Consider the following 18619-nt stretch of genomic DNA (forward strand, 5'->3'; position numbering starts at 1 on the left):
TTCTGCTTCATTATTCATAGAAGGACGGCTCGCCCGGCGGCCGGGTCTTGAAGCGCTTGTGCGTCCAGAAGTACTCGGCCGGGGCTTCGCGCACGCGCTCCTCGATGAAGGCATTCATGCGGCGTGTGGCTTCGACCATGTCGTCTCCCGGGTAATTCTCCCATGCCGGATAAAAACGCACACGCCAGCCCTGGTAGTTCGGCAGGTAGGTGGCGACCACCGGGATCACCTTGGCGCCGGTGGTGGCCGCGATGCGGCCCAGCGCGGTGAGGGTGGCGGCCGGGATGCCGAAGAAAGGCACGAACTCGGCATCTTTCTCGCCGAAGTCCATGTCGGGCAGCATGAAGTAGGGCAGGCCGTCGCGCAGCGCGCGCAGGATCGGCTTGATGCCTTCCTTGCGCGTCACCAGGCGCACCGGACCGTAGCGTTCGCGGCCGTGGCGCAGCAGTCTGTCGAAGGCTGCGTTCTTCTGCGGCACGTACATGCTGCATACCGGGATCACGCGCGAGGCCACGCCGGCCACGTCGAGGCAGACGAAGTGGGGGCACAGCAGGATGGTCGGGCCCGCTTCCATCTCGGCTTTCGGCACTGCCGGCTCGACATGGATCAGGCTGCGCACGCGCGCTTCCGGCGCCCACCACAGGATGGAACGCTCGAAAATGCTGCGCGCGTAGGCGCGGAAATGCTGCTTCGCGATCGCGTGGCGCTCGCGCTCCGATAGCTCCGGCATGCACAGGCGCAGATTGGTCAAGGTAATGCGCCGGCGCTTGCCCATGATCCGGAACATCAGGCTGCCGACCGCTTCGCCGAGGCGGCCGAGGATGGGCAGCGGCAGGAAATGCAGCAGCCACATGATACCGAGCAGGAGCCTCATGCCGCGGCCCCGCTTTCCGGACCGGCCACGCCTTCCGGCTGTTTATAACGGTTGTAGCTCCAGAAATACTGCGCCGGGCAGCGCGCGATCAGCTGCTCCATGGCGCGGTTGATGGACGCCGCCTGTTCCGCCGCCGAGCCTTCCAGGCTTCCCTCGAAGGGCACGAAGCGCACGACATAACCGCGGCCGTGCGGCAGCCGCTCGGCATACACCAGCAGGATGTCGGCCTTGCCCAGCTGTGCCAGCTTGGCCGGCAGGGTCATCGTATAAGCAGTGCGGCCGAACCACGGCGCCCACACGCCTTCGCCTTCCTGCGGCACCTGGTCGGGCAGCAGGCCGATCGGCTCGCCGCTTTTGAGGGTCTTGGCCAGGATGCGGACGCCGGACAGGGTGGCCGGGGCCAGCTTCAGGTTGTGGCGCGCACGGGCGCCCTCGACCAGCGGCTTGAGCGCGCTCTTGCGCGGTGGGCGGTACATGACGGTCAGCGCCATGTGCAGGGCGATCTGCTGGGCCGTCATTTCGAAGCAGCCCAGGTGTGGCGTCAGGAAGACGATGCCGCGGCCGGCGTCCAGGCGTTCCTGCACCAGCTCCCAGTTCTCGACGCTGGCATGGCGCGCCACACGGCGCGGGTCGGCGCACCAGACGAAGGCCAGTTCGATGATGGCCTTGCCGGCTTCGGCGACGGCCGCGTTCAGGTGCTGCTCGTAGCCGGCCTGGGCCAGGTTGGCGCGCAGGCGGCGGCGGTAGGAACCGGACAGTAAATAGACGAGCCAGCCGAGGGCCGCGCCGAGGGCATGCAAAAACGGCAATGGAAATACCGATAGTGCACGGAATAAAGAAACTAACATGCGATTGACCAGGGTTGAAAGAAGGGGTCGTGGTAGAGCAAAATTCTCGAAGGAAGCGTAAAATACCACTTTATGCAGGATCCGCCGAGTTAATAGACAACTTGCGAAGCGGAATATAAATGTCGCTAAAGCGTCGCAGGCACCTGTTGCTGCGGCACGTTCAAAACAGCAGTAACCGGAGCCCCCATGTCCAACGACTATCTCTTCACGTCCGAATCCGTCTCGGAAGGCCATCCCGACAAGGTCGCCGACCAGATTTCCGACAGCATCCTCGACGCCATCCTGGAACAGGATCCGCGCGCGCGCGTCGCTGCCGAAACCCTGTGCAACACCGGTCTGGTGGTGCTGGCGGGTGAAATCACCACCCACGCCAACGTCGACTACATCCAGGTGGCGCGCAACACCATCAAGCGCATCGGCTACGACAACACCGAGTACGGCATCGACTACAAGGGTTGCGCCGTGCTGGTGGCCTACGACAAGCAATCGCCGGACATCGCCCAGGGCGTCGACGAAGGCGCTGGCCTCGACCTCGACCAGGGCGCGGGCGACCAGGGCCTGATGTTCGGTTATGCCTGCGACGAGACCCCGGAACTGATGCCGGCCGCTATCTATTACGCGCACCGCCTGGTCGAGCGCCAGTCGCAGCTGCGCAAGGATGGCCGCCTGCCATGGCTGCGGCCGGACGCCAAGTCGCAGGTCACCCTGCGCTACGTCGACGGCCGCCCGGTGGCCGTGGACACCGTGGTGCTGTCGACCCAGCACGCACCGGAAATCACCCACTCGCAGATCCAGGAAGCGGTAATCGAAGAAATCATCAAGCCGGTCCTGCCGCGCGAATGGCTGGAAGGCACCAAGTTCCTGGTCAACCCGACCGGCCGCTTCGTCATCGGCGGCCCGCAGGGCGACTGCGGCCTGACCGGCCGCAAGATCATCGTCGACACCTACGGCGGCGCAGCTCCGCACGGCGGCGGCGCGTTCTCGGGCAAGGACCCGTCCAAGGTCGACCGTTCGGCAGCCTATGCCGCACGCTACGTCGCCAAGAACATCGTGGCCGCCGGCCTGGCACGCCAGTGCCAGGTGCAGGTCAGCTACGCGATCGGCGTGGCCCGTCCGATCAACATCACCGTCTACACCGAAGGCACCGGCCTCATCTCCGACGAGAAGATCGCCCAGCTGGTGATGGAACACTTCGACCTGCGCCCGAAAGGCATCGTCCAGATGCTCGACCTGCTGCGCCCGATCTACGCCAAGACCGCGGCCTACGGCCACTTCGGCCGCGAAGAGCCGGAGTTCACCTGGGAGCGCACCGACAAGGCTGCGCTGCTGCGCGCCGAAGCCGGCCTGGCCTAAGCCCTGGCAGCAACAGTGGCGGCCCACCAGGCCGCCACTCGTGGTAAACTCGCCTATTCCGAGGAGCGTTGCGACGAAGATCCCCATCTTCGCCAGGCTCGGATATCAGCAACTGCGCTCACGTTACTTTTTTCAACCATTGAAAGGAGGGCGTGATGAGCGCCGTACTCAAAGACATCAACGATTTCCTCGTAGCAGACATCTCCCTGGCATCCTGGGGCGAGAAGGAAATCCGCATTGCAGAAACCGAAATGCCGGGCCTGATGGCGATCCGCGAGGAATACGCCGCCGCCCAGCCGCTGAAGGGCGCGCGCATCGCCGGTTCGCTGCACATGACCATCCAGACCGCGGTGCTGATCCGCACCCTGGAAGCCCTCGGCGCGCAAGTGCGCTGGGCATCGTGCAACATCTACTCGACCCAGGACCACGCCGCCGCCGCCATCGCATCGGTCGGCACCCCGGTGTTCGCCGTCAAGGGCGAAACCCTGGACGAGTACTGGGAATACACCCACCGCATCTTCGAATGGCCGGGTGAAAACCACGCCAACATGATCCTGGACGACGGCGGCGACGCCACCCTGCTGCTGCACCTGGGCGTGCGCGCGGAGAAGGACATCTCGGTGCTGGACAAGCCGGGTTCGGAAGAAGAAATCTGCCTGTTCAACTCGATCAAGGGCCGTCTCGCGCGTGACCCGGCCTGGTACTCGAAGCGCCTGCCATGCATCCTGGGCGTGACCGAAGAGACCACCACCGGCGTGCACCGCCTGTACCAGATGCACCAGGAAGGCAAGCTGGCCTTCCCGGCGATCAACGTCAACGACTCGGTCACCAAGTCGAAGTTCGACAACCTGTACGGCTGCCGCGAATCGCTGGTGGACGGCATCAAGCGCGCGACCGACGTCATGATCGCCGGCAAGATCGCCGTGATCGCCGGCTACGGCGACGTGGGCAAGGGCTCGGCCCAGGCCATGCGCGCGCTGTCGGCCCAGGTCTGGGTCACCGAGATCGATCCGATCTGCGCCCTGCAGGCCGCGATGGAAGGCTACCGCGTCGTGACCATGGATTACGCCGCCGAACACGGCGACATCTTCGTCACCTGCACCGGCAACTACCACGTCATCACCGAGCAGCACATGCTCAAGATGAAGGACCAGGCCATCGTCTGCAACATCGGCCACTTCGACAACGAGATCGAAGTTGCCGCACTCAAGAAGTATGAGTGGGAAAACATCAAGCCGCAGGTCGACCACGTGATCTTCCCGGACGGCAAGCGCATCATCCTGCTGGCCGAAGGCCGCCTGGTGAACCTCGGCTGCGGTACCGGCCACCCGTCCTACGTGATGAGCTCCTCGTTCGCGAACCAAACCATCGCCCAGATCGAACTGTTCGCCAACACCGCCAAGTACCCGGTCGGCGTCTACACGCTGCCGAAGCACCTGGACGAGAAGGTCGCACGCCTGCAACTGAAAAAGCTCAACGCCCAGCTGACCACGCTGACCGAAGAGCAAGCCGCCTATATCTCGGTGAGCAAGGAAGGTCCTTACAAGCCGGACCACTACCGTTATTAATCGGTAAGCAAACACTGCGGGCGCCGAGAGCGCCCGCTTTTCTACCAGCCGGGCGCTCCCCGAGCGCCCGCGCACCACGAAAGTCGATGCGATGCGCCTGCTTGTTACCTGGCTGATCAATGCCGTGGCCCTGATGGCCCTGCCTTACCTGATGTCTTCCGTTTCCGTCACCAATTTCACGACCGCGCTGATCGCTGCGCTCGTGCTGGGGCTGGTCAATACCCTGATCCGTCCCGTGCTGGTCATCCTGACCCTGCCGGTGACCGTGATTTCGCTGGGCCTGTTTATCCTCGTCATCAACGCCATCCTGTTCTGGCTGGTATCGCACTGGATCGAAGGCTTCGAAGTGGCCGGATTCTGGTCGGCCTTCCTGGCAGCCATCCTGTACAGCATCATTTCGTGGGCGCTTTCTACCTTGATCCTCAAAGACAAAGATGGAAACCCATAATTTCAGTATCGAGTTCTTCCCGCCGAAAACGGACGAAGGCGCCGAGAAGCTCCGTGTCGTGCGCCAGAAGCTGGCCGAGCTGCGGCCCAAATACTTCTCGGTGACCTTCGGCGCCGGCGGCACCACCCAGCAGGGCACCTTGCAGACCGTGCTCGAGATCAAATCCGAAGGTCACGACGCGGCGCCGCACCTGTCCTGCGTCGGCGGCACCCGGGAGTCGCTGCGCACCATCCTGCAGCAGTTCCAGGACAGCGGCATCCGCCGCCTGGTCGCGTTGCGCGGCGACCTGCCGAGCGGCTACGGCGGCGGCGGTGAATTCCGCTATGCCAACGAGCTGGTCGAGTTCATCCGCAAGGAAACCGGCGACTGGTTCCATATCGAGGTCGCGGCCTATCCGGAAATGCACCCGCAGGCCCGTTCGCCCCAGGACGATCTGCAAGCCTTCGCACGCAAGGTGCAAGCCGGCGCGAATGCCGCGATCACCCAGTATTTCTACAACGCGGACGCCTACTTCGACTTCGTCGACAATGCGCGCAAGCTGGGCGTGGACGTGCCGGTGGTGGCGGGCATCATGCCGATCACGAACTATACGCAGCTGATGCGTTTCTCGGACATGTGCGGCGCCGAGATCCCGCGCTGGGTGCGCAACAAGCTGGCCAGCTTCGGCGACGATTCGGCCTCGATCAAGGCCTTCGGCCTGGACGTGGTCACCAGCCTGTGCGAACGCCTGCTGGCGGGCGGTGCGCCAGGCCTGCACTTCTACAGCATGAACCAGGCGGCGGCGACCACCGCGATCTGGCAAAGGCTCGTGAAGTAATTGGTGTGACGGCCGCGGTGCTGTATCTGCTGCGGTCGTAGGGTGGGCGGCTATACCCTGGAATGTGCAAAACGACGCCTTCAAGGCCGCCCACGCGTTCAAACCGTGGTAATGCTGTCTGTGCGGCTGCACCCTCTCTGGTTGAACGCGTGGGCGGCGTACACAGTCCGGACTGATCGTAAAGCCGGGTGGAGCCGCCCACCCTACAGTTCCCTGGTAATCCGATCCAACAGGATTTACAGTTCCAGTTCCGTGATGATCTGATCGAGCGGAATGTCATATTCCCCGATCCCGAATTCCGCCTGCTGGCACGCATACGCGATGCCCAGCGTCCTGGGACGCGGCTGCGCCGCCAGCGTCCTGTCATAAAACCCGCCCCCATACCCCAGCCGGTAGCCGCGCGCATCGAAGCCCAGGCAGGGAATCAAGAGTACGTCCGGTCGCTCCACCATCCGCAGTTCCGCCGGCACCGCCACGCCCAGGCTGTCCGCCACGGTCGGTTCGCCCGGCACCCATTCGGCAAAGCCGAGCGCCGCATCGCGCGCCAGCACGACAGGCAGGGCCAGCCGTACGCCTGCCTCGGCCAATTCCGCGTAGGCTGGACGCAAGTCCGGTTCGCCGGCGAGGGGCCAATAGACCGCCAGCGTGCTGCCCGGATTGGCCTGCCACCAGGCCAGCACGCGTGCCCCGATGCGGTCGTCCCATGCACGTTTGGTGTCGTGGTCGATGGCGCGGCGGCGTTCCTTGAGCATGCGGCGCAAGCCTGGTTTGTCCAGCGTGGCGCTTGCGCCTGCGTCTGGCAGAAGCCCGGGGGCACATGGTATTCTTGATTCGCCGGTCATGGTTTGAATGCAGCGTACATTGAGAGTTGTGGATGTTTCAATCGAGATTGACAACCGGCTCCCTGCCGGTCGCCCTTGCTGTCGTGTTTGCAATGTGGACGCTGCCTGTTGGCATAGTCCACGCTGAGTCCGCCCCCCAGGCGGGGCAATCCGCCCAGCCGGTTCCCGCGGTGCCGCCCGGCGCACCGACCGTGCCCACCGCACCCGTGGCCGCTCCGGCCCCTGCGCCTGCAGCCGACACGCGCGCCGACGACGACAACTTCCTGCTCCTGCGCGAAGCCGCGCGCAAGAACGACGCCGCGGGCACCAACGCCCTCGCATCGCGCCTGCCGCCGACCTATCCGCTGGCGTCCTACGTGGACTATTATCGTCTGAAACCCCGGATACGCGACGCCAGCGCTGAGGAAATCCGCGAGGCCCTGCGCCGCCACGAGGGCACGGCCGCCGCCGAACTGCTGCGCAGCGAGTGGCTGCTCGAGATGGGCCGCCGGCGCGACTGGGCCGGCTTCGAGCGTGAAGTGGGGCAGCTGGCCGGCAGCAACCTGCAGCTGCGCTGCTACGCCCTGCTGGCGCGCGCCAGCCGCGGCGAAGCGGTGGCGCAGGAAGCACGCGGCCTGCTGCTCGATCCGGAGTACTACGGCGAAGCCTGCGCCGCCCTGATCGCCCAGCTGGTGCAAGACCGCCAGTTCAGCGAGGATGACCTCCGCTGGCAGCTGCGCCTGGCCGGCGAGGCCGACGCTACCGGACCGGCGCGCCGGGCCGCGGCCTTGCTCGGCGCCTCCGATACCCGCGCCGCCCAGGCAGTGGACGCGCCCGCCGTGGCGATGGCGCGCGGGATCGGCAAGACTCCGGCCGAGCGCGCCATCTATCTGGTGGCCATCGGCCGCATGGCGCGCACCAGTCTCAAGGTGGCCACGGTCGCGCTGGAAAAAAACAGCCCGCAACTGAGTGCCGAAGAACGCGCCATCGGCTGGGCCAGCATCGCGCATGCGGCCTCGATCAAGCTGGAGCCCGAAGCCTATACGTGGTGGCAGCGCGCCAACGGCATCCGGCTGACGGGTGAGCAGCTGCAGTGGAAGACCCGGATCGCCCTGCGCCGCGGCGACTGGAAGGCCGTACGCGCGACCATCGAGGCGATGCCCCCGAACCTGCGCGCCGACAGCGCCTGGGTGTACTGGCTGGCACGCGCCGACAAGCACGAAGGCAGGACTGCCGAAGCCAACGCGGCCTTCGAGCGCATCGCCAGTCCGCACAATTTCTATGGCCAGCTGGCGCTGGACGAGCTCGGCCGGCAGGTGGTGGCGCCGCCGCCGGCCGCAGCCATCAGTGCGGACGAGCTGGCCCAGGCTGGCGCCAACCCGAGCCTGCAGCGCGCCTTGAAGTTCTATGCCTTGCGCCTGCGCGCGGAAGGCAACCGCGAATGGAACTGGGGGCTGCGCGGCATGTCTGACCGTCAGTTGCTGGCCGCCGGAGAACTCGCTCGCCGCAATGACCTGCTCGACCGTACGGTCGAGACCTCGCTGCGCACCCGAACCGAACTCGACTACGCGCAGCGTTTCCCGGCGCCGCACCTGGACGTCCTGCACCCGACCGCGCAGGGCCTGGGCCTCGACAAGGCCTGGGTCTACGGCCTGATCCGCCAGGAGTCGCGCTTCATCAGCGATGCGCGCTCCGGCGTCGGCGCCTCCGGCCTGATGCAGGTGATGCCCGCCACCGGCAAGTGGGTGGCGGCCAAGATCGGGATGGACAACTTCGTGCACGGCATGCTCAACGACCTGCGGACCAACATCACGCTCGGCGCCAATTACATGAACATGGTGCTGGAGAATTTTGATGGCGATGAAATCCTCGCCACCGCCGCCTACAACGCCGGTCCTTCGCGCGCCCGTGCCTGGCGCGGCGTGCTCGATCAGCCGATGGAAGGCGCGGTGTTCGTCGAATCAATCCCGTTCTCCGAAACCCGCGGCTACGTGCGCAACGTGCTGGCCAATGCCACCAACTATGCCGCCGTATTCGAGAACAAGCCGCAGTCGATCCGGACCCGGGTGCGCCCCGTGCAGCCACGCGAGCGTACATCGATCCTGCCCTGAATCCCACTGAGGAGAGCGACCATGCGCGACCAGTACGTGGTGGTCATCGGCGGTACCGGCTTCATCGGTGGCCACCTGCTGGCGCGTCTGGCGGCGGACGGCATCAGCACGCGGGTCGCGGCGCGCCACTACGAACGCGCCAAGCACCTCACCACCTTGCCCTACCTCGACCTCGAGCTGGCCGACATCCACGACGACGCCACGCTGCGCCGCCTGCTGGCGGGAAGCATGGCCGTCATCAACCTGGTCGGCGTGCTCCATGGCGGCCATGGCAAGCCCTACGGCCCGGGCTTCCGGCGCCTGCACGTGGACCTGCCGCGCCGCATCGCCGAGGCTTGCCGCGACCTGGGCGTGGCGCGCTACCTGCACATGAGCGCGCTCGGCGCCAGCCCTCAGGGCGCCTCGATGTACCAGCGCTCCAAGGCCGACGGCGAGCTGGCGGCGCGCAGTCAGCCGCAGGTGGCGAGCACCATCTTCCGTCCCTCGGTGGTGTTCGGACCGGGCGACCATTTCCTCACCATGTTCGCCAGGCTCCAGCGCCACCTGCCGGTGCTGCCGCTGGCCTGTCCGGGCGCGCGCTTCCAGCCGGTGTACGTCGAAGACGTGGCCGCCGCCTTTTCCCTGGCCCTGCGCGAGCCGCACACACGCGGCGCCACCATCGAACTGGGCGGCCCGCGGGTCTATACCCTGGCCGAGCTGGCGCACCTGGCCGGGCGCTACAGCGGACACGAGCGGCGCGTGCTGGGCTTGCCCGACTGGGCCGCGCGCCTGCAGGCACGGGTGTTCGAGCTGCTGCCCGGCGACCCCGTGATCAGCCGCGACAACCTCGCTTCGATGAAGACGGATAATGTCGTCGATCCGCGTACGCAAGCCTTGACAGCGGAGGCGCTGGGAATCAAGCTGACGTCGCTCGAAGCCGCCGCGCCGCACTACCTGGCCACGCCGCGGGGCCTGGACGATTACCGCGAGCACGCAGGCCGCTGATTTCAACCACCCATCATAGGACGCCATGCAGACCATCGAACTCGACCCGACCCTGTCTTCCACCCTCGAGCAGGCCCGCCAGCCCGGCCTGACCCTCGTCATCGGCAACAAGAACGTGTCGTCGTGGTCGATGCGGCCCTGGGTCGCCGCGGTGGCGTTCGGGATTCCGTTCACCGAGGTCCGCGTCCTGCTCGACAAGCCCGACACCGCCGCCAACATCGCGCGCTACTCGCACGCCGGCCGGGTGCCGGTGCTGCTGGCGGGCGAGATGACGATCTGGGACAGCCTGGCCATCGTCGAATACCTGGCCGAGCAGTTCCCGGACAAGCACATGTGGCCGCAGGACGTCGCCGCGCGCGCGCTGGCGCGTTCGGTCGTGGCCGAGATGCACTCGGGCTTCAGCGAGCTGCGCACCGCGATGACGATGAACATCCAGGCCCGGCTGCCGGGACGCGGCCGCACGCCGGGCGCCCAGGCCGACATCGGCCGCATCTGCGAGATCTGGGAAGACTGCCTGGCGCGCTTCGGCCACCACAGCTTCCTGTTCGGCGAGTTCTCGATCGCCGACGCCTTCTACGCCCCGGTGGTATGCCGCTTCAAAACCTACGGCGTGGCCCTGGCCCCGGCGCTGCAGGCCTATTGCGAGCGCGTGCTGGCCCACCCGGCGGTGGCGCGCTGGGTCGAGGAAGCGATGCGCGAGGACGATTCGACCCCGCTGCACGACCTCGAGCTGCCGCAGGAATAAGCGCATGCGCAGCTACGTGGTCGGCGGCGCCGTGCGCGACGAACTGCTCGGGCGGCAGGTGACGGACCGCGACCACGTGGTGGTCGGCGCCACCCCGGAACAGATGGTGGCGCAGGGCTTCCGCCCGGTCGGCAAGGACTTCCCGGTCTTCCTGCATCCCGAGACGCACGAGGAATACGCGCTGGCCCGCACCGAACGCAAGACCGCGCCCGGCTACCACGGCTTCGTATTCCACACCTCGCCCGAGGTCACGCTGGAGGACGACCTGGTGCGGCGCGACCTGACCATCAACGCCATGGCACGCGCCGAGGACGGCAGCATCGTCGACCCCTACAATGGCCAGGCCGACCTGCGCGACCGCGTCTTCCGCCATGTGTCAGGCGCCTTCGCCGAAGACCCGGTGCGCATCCTGCGCCTGGCGCGCTTCGCCGCGCGCTTCCCGGACTTCCGCGTGCACGAGACCACCCTCGCGCTGATGCAGGGCATGGTCGAGGCGGGGGAGGTCGACGCCCTGGTGCCCGAACGCGTGTGGCAGGAACTGTCGCGCGGGCTGATGGAAGAGCGGCCCTCGCGCATGTTCGCCGTGCTGCGCGATTGCGGCGCATTGCAACGCATCCTGCCCGAACTCGACGCCCTGTGGGGCGTGCCGCAACCGCCGCTGCACCATCCGGAAGTCGACACCGGCGTGCACGTCATGCTGGTGATCGACTACGCCGCCTCGCAGGCGCTGCCGCTCGAAGTGCGCTTCGCCGCGCTGGTGCACGACCTGGGCAAGGGCATCTCGCCGGAGGAAACCTGGCCGGCCCACCACGGCCACGAATTCAAGGGAATGAAACTGGTCACGGCCGTGTGCAAGCGCCTGAAGGTGCCCAACGAATGCCGCGACCTGGCCCTGATGACGGCGCGCGAGCACGGCAACGTCAGCCGCGCCCTCGAACTGCGGGCGAATACCATCGTCACCCTGTTCGAGCGCTGCGACGCCTTCCGCAAGCCGGAGCGCTTCGCGCAGATGCTGCTGGCCTCCGAATGCGATGCGCGCGGGCGCGGGCACGAAGGGCATCCGATGCGCTTCCAGGACTATCCGCAGCGGCCGCATTTGCAGCGTGCCCTCGACGCGGCGCGCGCCGTGAATGCGGGCGAAGTCGCGGCGCGCTACGCCGAGGACCGGCAAAAGATTCCGGAAGCGGTGCACGCGGCGCGCGTCTCGGCCGTCAAGGCGGCGCTGCGCGAGGCCTGAACCGGCGGCTGTCCCTACAGTGCACGGCTGAACCGCAAGCCTTTGCTATCCTTCTCCAGATAACAATGCGATGTTTGTAATAATGTAACGGAGGAAAGATGGTTGCCGTGCTGGCGCAGCGCGTAGCGAGCTTGAAACCGCGTCGCCGCCTGCAACTTGCCGGCCTGGCGGTGCTGGTGCTGGCCTTGCTGCTCGCCTACTTCTATATCCGCTCGGAAGGAACCGATCCCGAGATCCGCAACGATGTGATGCTCAACCTGCGCGAGCTCGAAAAGCTCGACGCGGAATGGGACGCCAACATCCTGCGCGCCCACATCGGCCGCGCGCCGGCCACCCCGCACCTGACCACCCAGCTGCCGCGCATGCATGACCTGCTGGCACGCCTCGGCGAGGTGGTGCCGGAAGCCGGTGCGCCGGCCGTGGACAAGTCCTATTCCCAGCTGCGCGACGCCATCCAGCGCAAGGAATTGCTCACCGCCCAGTTTGCGCGCCACAACCCGCCGCTGCGCGAGGCCCTGACTTTCCTGCCGCCGGCCGTGGCCGACCTGAAAACCGAACTGGGCGGCATCGAAGGAGCGCTGGCGCCGGCCCGCCTCGTGATCCGGCTGGATGCCTCGCTGAATGCGCTGCTGACCGAGATCCTGCGCTACAACGTCGTTCCCAGCCCGCCGCTGGCAGCGCGCATCGACGAGATCCTGGGCGACATCGCGGCCCAGGAGATCGCGTTCTCGCCGGCCGTGGTCGAAAAGATGGACGCCATCATCAAGGCCGCGCGTGTGATCCTCGAAAAACGCCCGCTGGAAAACCGGCTCGAGGCGCAGATCGCCGCCACCGCCACCGGCGCCGCCCTCGACGGCCTGGGACGCGAGTTCGACCGCTCCTTCGACGCCGCGCTGGCGGTGCGCGAGCGCTACCGCGGCTACCTGTTCGCCTACTCGGCCTTCCTGTTGCTCCTGCTGGCCTATGCCGGCATGCGCCTGCGGCGCAGCTACCGCATCATCGGCGAGGTCAACCACCGCCTGCAGGCGGCCAACGAAAACCTCGAGCACCGCGTGGCCGAGCGCACCGCCGAGCTGGAAACGCAATCGAAGCAGCTCGAACGCCTGGCCCAGCACGACAGCCTGACCGGCCTGATCAACTATCGCCAGCTGACCCGCCTGCTCGAGCGGGCCCTGGCCCGGGCCACCCGCCGCGATTCGGTGGTGGTCATCATGTTCATCGACCTCGACGGCTTCAAGGCCGTGAACGACACCTATGGCCACGCCACCGGCGACCTGGTGCTGCAGATGGTGGCGCGCCGGGTGCAGGAAAAGCTGCGCGCCGAGGATGCGCTGGCGCGCCTGGGCGGCGACGAGTTCGTCATCATGCTGGAAGAGGTTGCCTCGCGCGAAGGCGCCTTGCGCGTGGCCCAGCTGGCCCTCGACCAGATCAAGTCGGTGACCGAGGCGGACGGCAATCCGGTCAGGATCTCGGCCAGCATCGGCATCTCGAGCGCGCGCGGGCAAGTGGGGGCGGCACGCGGATCGGCGGCGCTGCTGGCCGAAGCCGACAAGGCGATGTACGAGGCCAAGCAGGCGGGCAAGGGCGTGTTCGTGGTCAGCCCCCAGGCGCAGTGGACCGTGCCGGTGCAGAACAGCGTAGCACAGTAGAATCCGCTACAATGCGGTTTATGTTGCACTGCACAAAAGAATGCCAACCATGTTCGACAACGCGCTCTTCCGCTGGCTGAAGGGCTTCGGCGGCAAGACCGGCCGCCCGACCGTGCTCGTCAAGGAACTGGGCGAGCGCGACCGCCGCCGCATCCTGCGCCATTTCCTGGCGCTGGACGACAACGACCGCCTGCTGCGCTTCGGCAGCGTCATTCCCGACGATGCGATCGCCAAGTACGTCGAGAAGATCGATTTCAGGCAGGACATCGTGTTCGGCGTGGTGAGCCGCGTGTTCCAGCTGGTCGGGGTGGGGCACCTGGCCTTCGCCAAGGCCGACAAGGGCAAGCCGACGCAAAAGGAGCGGGTAGCGGAGTTTGGCGTGTCGGTGTCGAAGTCGGCGCGCGGCCAGGGGGTCGGCTCACGCCTGTTCCAGCGCGCGGCGATCCACTGCCGCAATGCGGACGTGGACACCCTGTACATGCAGTGCCTGACCTCCAACCAGACCATGATGCACATCGCGCGCAAGGCGGGGATGGAGATCAAGCGCGAATACGGCGAGGCGGATGCCTACCTGCAGCTGCCGCCGCCGAGCCCGGCGAGCGTGATGGCGGAGGCGCTGGAAGAACAGTGGGCGGTGATCGATTACACCGTCAAGGCGAATGCGCGCGCGGCGGCGAAGTGGTTGGGGCCGAAGAAGTAGGGTGGTCGGCTCTGCCGACCGCGCGTTCAAATCGTGCAGAAATGGCCCGCTCCGTGGTATTCAACGTCAGTCGAACGCGCGGACGGCGAAGCCGTCCACCCTACGCAACTACAGGTAGTGCGGTGGTTTCCTTGATCCTCTGCAGCGCAAAACTCGACTTCACATCCAGCACCGCCGGATGCTTGAGCAAGGTCCCCATCATGAAGCGCGAGAAGTGGTCCATGTCTTCCACGTGCACGCGCAGCAGGAAATCCATCTCCCCGGTCATCGCATAGCAGGCCACCACTTCCGGCCAGGTGCCCACCGACACCGCGAAATCATTGCGCGGCGAGGTCGCCGGCAGGCTGGGGGCGCCGCGGGCGCCGCCCGCCACTTCGCTGTGCTTTTCCAGGCGCACGTTCACATAGGCCAGCAGTCCCAGGCCGATCTTGTCCGGGTCGACCAGGGCCACGTACTGGCGGATCACGCCCGCTTCTTCCAGGCGCTTGATGCGGCGCAGGCAGGGGGAAGGGGACAGGTTGACGCGCTCGGCCACGTCCTGGTTCGACAGCCGGCCATCCGTCTGCAGCACTGCCAGGATCTTGCGGTCAGTCTTGTCGAGCTCAATTTTTGACATGTTTTCCTCGGTGGATTCGCGAACCCAGCAATTTTATTGCGCAAATCGTCCGGCGGGGGGAATTGATTGGAATTTAATGCCGGTGACCCAGGAATATACTGTGCGCCTGATGGATCAGGCTGGTCAAAACCAGTCCGCGCACACGATGGCCGCCAAGAGCCGCAGCGCCCTGTATCCCTGATAAAAGTTGACGGAGACACCGCATGAACGCACCCCTCGAGCGCGCCGACCTGGCACTGCCGCAGCACGACATCACCCTCGACGACAAGTGGACCCTGGACCGCGGCCGTGCGTTCATGACCGGTACGCAGGCCCTGGTCCGCCTGCCGATGCTCCAGCGCGAGCGTGACCTGAAAGCCGGCCTGAACACCGCCGGCTACATCACGGGCTACCGCGGCTCGCCGGTCACCGCCGTCGACCAGACCGCGATGAAGGCGAAGAAGCACCTTGAGGCCCACCACGTCAAGTTCCACCCGGGCATGAACGAAGACCTGGCGGCGACCGCCGTCTGGGGCACCCAGCAGACCAATTTGTACAAGGACGCCAAGTACGACGGCGTCTTCGCCATGTGGTACGGCAAGGGCCCGGGCGTGGACCGCTGCGGTGACGTCTTCAAGCACGGCAACAATGCCGGCTCCGCGAAGCACGGCGGCGTGCTGGTGCTGGCCGGCGACGACCATGCGGCCAAGTCCTCCTCGACCGCGCACCAGTCCGACCACATCCTGACCCACTGCGGCATCCCGGTGCTGTATCCGTCCTCGGTGCAGGAATACCTGGACTTCGGCCTGCACGCCTGGGCCATGAGCCGCTATACCGGCCTGTGGGTATCGATGAAGTGCGTCACCGACATCATCGAATCGGGCGCCGTGGTCGACCTCGACCCGGACCGCGTGCAAATCGCGCTGCCGACCGATTTCGAACTGCCCCCTGGCGGCCTGAACATCCGCTGGCCGGACGCCGTGCTGGACCAGGAAGTCCGCATGAGCAATTTCAAGTGGTATGCCGCGCTGGCCTATGCGCGCGCCAACAAGCTCAATCGCATCATCTGGGACAGCCCACGGCCGAAGATCGGCATCATCACCGCCGGCAAGAGCTACCTCGACACCCGCCAGGCCCTGGCCGACCTCGGCATCGACGAGCAGGCGGCGGCCGACATCGGCCTGCGCCTGTACAAGGTCGGCATGACCTGGCCGCTCGAATCCGAAGGCGTGCACGAGTTCGCGCGCGGCCTGGACGAGATCCTGGTAGTCGAAGAGAAGCGCCAGGTGATGGAATACGCCCTGAAGGAAGCCTTGTACAACCTGCCGGACGGCGAGCGTCCGCGCGTGGTCGGCAAGTTCGACGACACCGGCGAATGGAGCAACAAGGACCGCATGGGTCACGGCGACTGGCTGCTGCCGGCCACCTACGAGCTGAACCCGGCCCAGATCGCCCGCGCCATCGCCTCGCGCATCTCGCACTACTGCGCCGGCCATCCGGTCGAGCAGCGCGTGAAACAGCGCATCGCCTACCTCGAGCAGAAAGAGCTGGTGCTGAAGAACATCCCGGCCAAGGCGAATCCGGAAACCGACCGCATCCCTTACTTCTGCTCGGGCTGTCCGCACAATTCTTCGACCAAGGTGCCGGAAGGCTCGCGCGCCATGGCCGGCATCGGCTGCCATTACATGGTGCTGTGGATGGACCGCGAGACCTCCACCTTCACCCACATGGGTGCCGAGGGCACGACCTGGATCGGCCAGTCGCCCTTCACCGACGAGAAGCACGTGTTCGTGAACCTGGGCGACGGTACCTACTTCCACTCGGGCATTCTGGCGATCCGCGCGGCCGTGGCCGCGAAGGTCAACATCACCTATAAGATCCTGTACAACGACGCGGTCGCGATGACCGGCGGCCAGAACGTCGACGGCCCGCTCGATCCGGGCATGATCACGCGCCAGATCGCCGCCGAAGGCGTGCGCCCGATCATCGTCGTCACCGACGAGCCGGAAAAATACCCGGACGACTACGCCTGGGCCGAAGGCGTCACCGTGCGCCACCGTTCCGAGCTGATGGACGTGCAGAAGGAACTGCGCGAGATGCCGGGCGTGTCGGCCGTGATCTACGACCAGACCTGCGCCTCCGAGAAGCGCCGCCGCCGGAAAAAAGGTGAGTTCCCCGACCCGGCCAAGCGCGCGGTCATCAACGAAGCCGTGTGCGAAGGCTGCGGCGACTGCTCGGTGCAGTCGAACTGCCTGTCGGTCGAGCCGCTGGAGACGGAACTGGGCCGCAAGCGCCAGATCAACCAGTCCTCGTGCAACAAGGATTTCTCCTGCGTGTCGGGCTTCTGCCCGAGCTTCGTCACCGTCGAAGGCGGCGGCCTGAAAAAGCCAAAGAAAGCGGCGACCGCTGACGCGACCCCGCCGGCACTGCCGGCACCGATCATCCCGTCGGTGGCGGAGCCTTACGGCATCCTGATCGCCGGCGTGGGCGGCACCGGCGTGGTCACCGTCGGCCAGATCCTGGCGATGGCAGCCCACGTGGAAGGCAAGGGCGCGCTCGTGCTCGACCAGTCCGGCCTGGCCCAGAAGGGCGGCCCGGTGATGTCGCACGTGCGCCTGGCCGAGCACCAGGCCGACCTGCACTCGACCCGCGTCGGCACCGGCAGCGCCGACCTCGTGATCGGCTGCGACCAGATCGTCACCGCTGCCCGCGATGCACTGAGCCGCATGGGCGAGGGCCGTACCTGGGCCGCCGTCAACTCGACCGGCGCCACCACCGCGGCCTTCGTGAAGAACCCGGACTGGCAATTCCCGGCCGAGGGTTCGCGCGGCGCCATCGTCCAGGCCTGCGGCGCGGAGAACGTCGACTTCGTCGACGCCGGCAAGATCGCCACCGCGCTGATGGGCGACGCGATCGCGACCAATATGTTCATGCTGGGTTACGCCTTCCAGAAGGGCCACGTGCCGCTGCAGGAAGCCTCGCTCATCAAGGCGATCGAACTGAACGGCGTCTCGGTGCCGTTCAACAAGGCCGCCTTCCACTGGGGCCGCACTGCCGCCCACGACCTGGCCGCGGTGAAGAAGCTGGCCACCCCGGCCCAGGTGATCGAGTTCAAGCGCAGCGACAGCCTGGACGACGTGATCAAGCGCCGCGTCGAACTGCTGACCGCCTACCAGGACGCCGCCTATGCCGCGAAGTACAAGGCCTTCGTCGACCAGGTGCGCGCCGAGGAAGCCAAGCTGGGTAAAGGAAGCCGCCTGGCGGAAGCCGTGGCGCGCTACTTCTACAAGCTGATGGCTTACAAGGACGAGTACGAAGTCGCCCGCCTGCATACCGATCCTGCCTTCCGTGCAAAGATCGCCAACATGTTCGAAGGCGACATCAAGCTCAAGTTCCACCTGGCGCCGCCGCTGCTGGCCAAGCACGACAAGGAAGGCCGCGCGCTGAAGAAGGAATACGGCCAGTGGATGATGGGCGCCTTCGGCGTGCTGGCAAAACTGAAAGGGCTGCGCGGCACCCCGTTCGACGTGTTCGGCTACACCGCCGAGCGCCGCACCGAGCGTGCGCTGATCGGGGAATACCGCCAGACCGTGGAAGCGCTGCTGCCGAAGCTGACCATGGAGAACCTCGCGCAGGCAGTGGCGATCGCCAGCATCCCGGAAGACATCCGCGGTTACGGCCACGTCAAGGAGCGTCACCTGAAGGCGGCCAGGCAGAAGGAAGCGGCCCTGGTCGCGGCCTTCCACCTGCCTTCCGGCGCCGCGCCGCGCGCAGCCTGACCCAGCTCGGATGACAAGGAAACAAGGCCACCGCTGGTGGTCTTGTTCTTTTGGATTCCCCTTAGCATTTCTTGTTGTCCATCAGATCCA

At 66.3% G+C, this 18619-nt stretch carries 15 protein-coding genes and 1 riboswitch; of the genes, 11 read left to right on the forward strand and 4 right to left on the reverse strand.

Going from position 1 to position 18619, the window contains the following annotated elements; all coding sequences use genetic code 11:
- Window positions 1-10 precede the first annotated feature (10 nt).
- Both ACSQ25_RS25205 and ACSQ25_RS25210 read right to left on the reverse strand, forming a co-directional pair.
- A complete protein-coding gene (locus ACSQ25_RS25205) occupies window positions 11-874 on the reverse strand; it encodes an LpxL/LpxP family acyltransferase (RefSeq protein ID WP_436108482.1) in 864 nt (287 codons plus the stop codon).
- A complete protein-coding gene (locus ACSQ25_RS25210) occupies window positions 871-1722 on the reverse strand; it encodes a lysophospholipid acyltransferase family protein (protein WP_436108483.1) in 852 nt (283 codons plus the stop codon). Before ACSQ25_RS25210 ends, ACSQ25_RS25205 begins: the two co-directional genes overlap by 4 nt.
- 186 nt (window positions 1723-1908) lie before the next feature.
- On the opposite strand from ACSQ25_RS25210, the gene metK reads away from it, so the two are divergent.
- From metK to metF, 4 genes are all read left to right on the forward strand, one after another.
- Window positions 1909-3075, forward strand: a complete 1167-nt coding sequence (gene metK / locus ACSQ25_RS25215) for a methionine adenosyltransferase (RefSeq protein ID WP_436108484.1) — start codon at window positions 1909-1911, stop codon at window positions 3073-3075.
- A 54-nt stretch (window positions 3076-3129) separates the two neighbouring features.
- Window positions 3130-3202, forward strand: a riboswitch (S-adenosyl-L-homocysteine riboswitch).
- 28 nt (window positions 3203-3230) lie between these two features.
- Window positions 3231-4643 (forward strand): adenosylhomocysteinase, encoded by a 1413-nt coding sequence (gene ahcY, locus ACSQ25_RS25220; RefSeq protein WP_436108485.1) that lies wholly within the window; start codon window positions 3231-3233, stop codon window positions 4641-4643.
- Between the two features lie 91 nt (window positions 4644-4734).
- On the forward strand, window positions 4735-5091 hold the full coding sequence (locus tag ACSQ25_RS25225) for a phage holin family protein (protein WP_436108486.1): 357 nt from the start codon (window positions 4735-4737) through the stop codon (window positions 5089-5091).
- The gene (metF, locus tag ACSQ25_RS25230; protein WP_436108487.1) at window positions 5078-5908 is read left to right on the forward strand and encodes a methylenetetrahydrofolate reductase [NAD(P)H]; all 831 of its coding nucleotides are present in this window, start codon (window positions 5078-5080) and stop codon (window positions 5906-5908) included. The genes ACSQ25_RS25225 and metF overlap by 14 nt, the downstream gene beginning before the upstream one ends.
- A 236-nt stretch (window positions 5909-6144) precedes the next feature.
- Here metF and ACSQ25_RS25235 read toward each other — a convergent pair whose 3' ends face one another.
- On the reverse strand, window positions 6145-6750 hold the full coding sequence (locus ACSQ25_RS25235; RefSeq protein ID WP_436108488.1) for a 5-formyltetrahydrofolate cyclo-ligase: 606 nt from the start codon (window positions 6748-6750) through the stop codon (window positions 6145-6147).
- A gap of 191 nt (window positions 6751-6941) precedes the next feature.
- On the opposite strand from ACSQ25_RS25235, the gene ACSQ25_RS25240 reads away from it, so the two are divergent.
- From ACSQ25_RS25240 to ACSQ25_RS25265, 6 genes are all read left to right on the forward strand, one after another.
- On the forward strand, window positions 6942-8840 hold the full coding sequence (locus ACSQ25_RS25240; protein WP_436108489.1) for a transglycosylase SLT domain-containing protein: 1899 nt from the start codon (window positions 6942-6944) through the stop codon (window positions 8838-8840).
- A 21-nt stretch (window positions 8841-8861) separates the two neighbouring features.
- Entirely contained in the window at window positions 8862-9824 is a 963-nt protein-coding gene (locus ACSQ25_RS25245; RefSeq protein ID WP_436108490.1) for a complex I NDUFA9 subunit family protein, read from the forward strand.
- Between the two features lie 25 nt (window positions 9825-9849).
- Window positions 9850-10569, forward strand: a complete 720-nt coding sequence (locus ACSQ25_RS25250; RefSeq protein WP_436108491.1) for a glutathione S-transferase family protein — start codon at window positions 9850-9852, stop codon at window positions 10567-10569.
- Window positions 10570-10573: 4 nt separating this feature from the next.
- Window positions 10574-11806, forward strand: coding sequence for a multifunctional CCA addition/repair protein (locus tag ACSQ25_RS25255; RefSeq protein WP_436108492.1), 1233 nt, complete (start codon window positions 10574-10576; stop codon window positions 11804-11806).
- A 98-nt stretch (window positions 11807-11904) separates the two neighbouring features.
- Window positions 11905-13455, forward strand: a complete 1551-nt coding sequence (locus ACSQ25_RS25260; RefSeq protein ID WP_436108493.1) for a DAHL domain-containing protein — start codon at window positions 11905-11907, stop codon at window positions 13453-13455.
- 49 nt (window positions 13456-13504) lie between these two features.
- Window positions 13505-14155 carry an N-acetyltransferase family protein gene (locus ACSQ25_RS25265; RefSeq protein ID WP_436108512.1) on the forward strand — a complete coding sequence of 217 codons (651 nt, stop codon included), beginning with the start codon at window positions 13505-13507 and terminating at the stop codon, window positions 14153-14155.
- Between the two features lie 100 nt (window positions 14156-14255).
- On the opposite strand, the gene ACSQ25_RS25270 is transcribed toward ACSQ25_RS25265, so the two are convergent.
- The gene (locus tag ACSQ25_RS25270; protein ID WP_436108494.1) at window positions 14256-14771 is read right to left on the reverse strand and encodes an Lrp/AsnC family transcriptional regulator; all 516 of its coding nucleotides are present in this window, start codon (window positions 14769-14771) and stop codon (window positions 14256-14258) included.
- Between the two features lie 203 nt (window positions 14772-14974).
- Here ACSQ25_RS25270 and ACSQ25_RS25275 point away from each other — a divergent pair, with 203 nt between their 5' ends.
- Window positions 14975-18529, forward strand: a complete 3555-nt coding sequence (locus ACSQ25_RS25275; RefSeq protein ID WP_436108495.1) for an indolepyruvate ferredoxin oxidoreductase family protein — start codon at window positions 14975-14977, stop codon at window positions 18527-18529.
- The last annotated feature ends 90 nt before the right edge of the window (window positions 18530-18619 follow it).

This window comes from Massilia sp. LjRoot122, from assembly GCF_964252725.1.
GTDB lineage: Bacteria > Pseudomonadota > Gammaproteobacteria > Burkholderiales > Burkholderiaceae_D > Telluria.

Coding starts and splice junctions, on each gene's coding strand:
- ACSQ25_RS25205 (WP_436108482.1), bottom strand. CDS start 874: ATGAGGCTCCTGCTCGGTATCATGTGGCTGCTGCATTTCCTGCCGCTG.
- ACSQ25_RS25210 (WP_436108483.1), bottom strand. CDS start 1,722: ATGTTAGTTTCTTTATTCCGTGCACTATCGGTATTTCCATTGCCGTTT.
- metK (WP_436108484.1), top strand. CDS start 1,909: ATGTCCAACGACTATCTCTTCACGTCCGAATCCGTCTCGGAAGGCCAT.
- ahcY (WP_436108485.1), top strand. CDS start 3,231: ATGAGCGCCGTACTCAAAGACATCAACGATTTCCTCGTAGCAGACATC.
- ACSQ25_RS25225 (WP_436108486.1), top strand. CDS start 4,735: ATGCGCCTGCTTGTTACCTGGCTGATCAATGCCGTGGCCCTGATGGCC.
- metF (WP_436108487.1), top strand. CDS start 5,078: ATGGAAACCCATAATTTCAGTATCGAGTTCTTCCCGCCGAAAACGGAC.
- ACSQ25_RS25235 (WP_436108488.1), bottom strand. CDS start 6,750: ATGACCGGCGAATCAAGAATACCATGTGCCCCCGGGCTTCTGCCAGAC.
- ACSQ25_RS25245 (WP_436108490.1), top strand. CDS start 8,862: ATGCGCGACCAGTACGTGGTGGTCATCGGCGGTACCGGCTTCATCGGT.
- ACSQ25_RS25250 (WP_436108491.1), top strand. CDS start 9,850: ATGCAGACCATCGAACTCGACCCGACCCTGTCTTCCACCCTCGAGCAG.
- ACSQ25_RS25255 (WP_436108492.1), top strand. CDS start 10,574: ATGCGCAGCTACGTGGTCGGCGGCGCCGTGCGCGACGAACTGCTCGGG.
- ACSQ25_RS25260 (WP_436108493.1), top strand. CDS start 11,905: ATGGTTGCCGTGCTGGCGCAGCGCGTAGCGAGCTTGAAACCGCGTCGC.
- ACSQ25_RS25265 (WP_436108512.1), top strand. CDS start 13,505: ATGTTCGACAACGCGCTCTTCCGCTGGCTGAAGGGCTTCGGCGGCAAG.
- ACSQ25_RS25270 (WP_436108494.1), bottom strand. CDS start 14,771: ATGTCAAAAATTGAGCTCGACAAGACTGACCGCAAGATCCTGGCAGTG.
- ACSQ25_RS25275 (WP_436108495.1), top strand. CDS start 14,975: ATGAACGCACCCCTCGAGCGCGCCGACCTGGCACTGCCGCAGCACGAC.